1 protein-coding gene is annotated in these 1,022 nt (G+C 48.7%); it reads left to right on the top strand.

The genetic code is table 11. From position 1 onward, the window contains the following. A partial coding sequence (locus tag R7Q09_RS24420; RefSeq protein ID WP_318143729.1) for a PhnD/SsuA/transferrin family substrate-binding protein occupies positions 1-1,022 on the top strand: 1,022 nt, incomplete at both ends.

Genomic DNA, 1,022 nt, shown 5'->3' on the forward strand with positions numbered 1-1,022 from the left:
GGGCAGACAATATGCGTTGTCATGGATGGCAACATTGACGGGGCGCGCACCGCAAAACTCGAACTATAGCATTGGTTCTGCGCTGGTGGTTCGGGCAAATTCGCCATACCAAACATTAAAAGATGTTTCTGGATTTCCTGTCGCGGCAGTGTCCGAAAAAGCGTTTGGTGGTTATCTGACCCTGCGCTATCAAATCGTGGAAATGGGACTCGATCCGAATGACTTTTTTGCGGATGTTCGCTATCTCGGTTTCCCAATTGATGCCAATCTCTACCAATTACGTGACGGCAATGTTGAAGCCGCTGTCGTGCCTGCTTGTCTACTGGAACAGATGCAAAATGAAGGTCTGTTACAGCACGATGATTTTCGAGTCTTAAACCAACAGCCAAATGAACATTCTTCGTGCGCCGTTTCTACGCCGTTATATCCAAACTGGTCGTTTGCCAAAACAGAACGAGGCTCGTCTCTTCTGGCGAAAAAAATCGCGCAAGTCTTGCTTGCTATGCCACCAGAGCACCCCGCCATTATTGCCGCTGGCGCGTCAGGCTGGACATCGCCCGTTAGCTTGTTGAGCATCGATAAACTCTATCAGGCGTTGGATTTGCATCCATTGCAACAACCTTGGTGGAGTGAGGCGCTGCGCTGGTTGCGCAGCCATCAAGAATGGGCATGGGCACTGTTCATGTTTGTGATTGTATTGAACGTGTACCACTTTTGGCTTGAGTATCGTTTTAGCAAAAGCAAACAAGCATTAGAGCTGACATCGCTAAGGCTGAAAGAGAAAAGCGAGCAGTTAGAACATTCGCAAAGAGTGGCGATTGTCGGGGAAATTGGCAGCAGTCTGGCTCATGAATTAAATCAACCGCTGGCAGCCATTCGTAATTACAGTGAAGGTGGGTTACTGCGTCTTGCGAAGAAGCGTCCGCATGAAGATATTGTGCCTGTGCTAGAGAAAATACAGGGGCAAGTGGAACGAGCCGATGCCATCATTCAGCGTTTAAGAACGTTGATACGCAAACGCA

It is taken from the genome of Vibrio sp. 2130-1 (assembly GCF_033339515.1).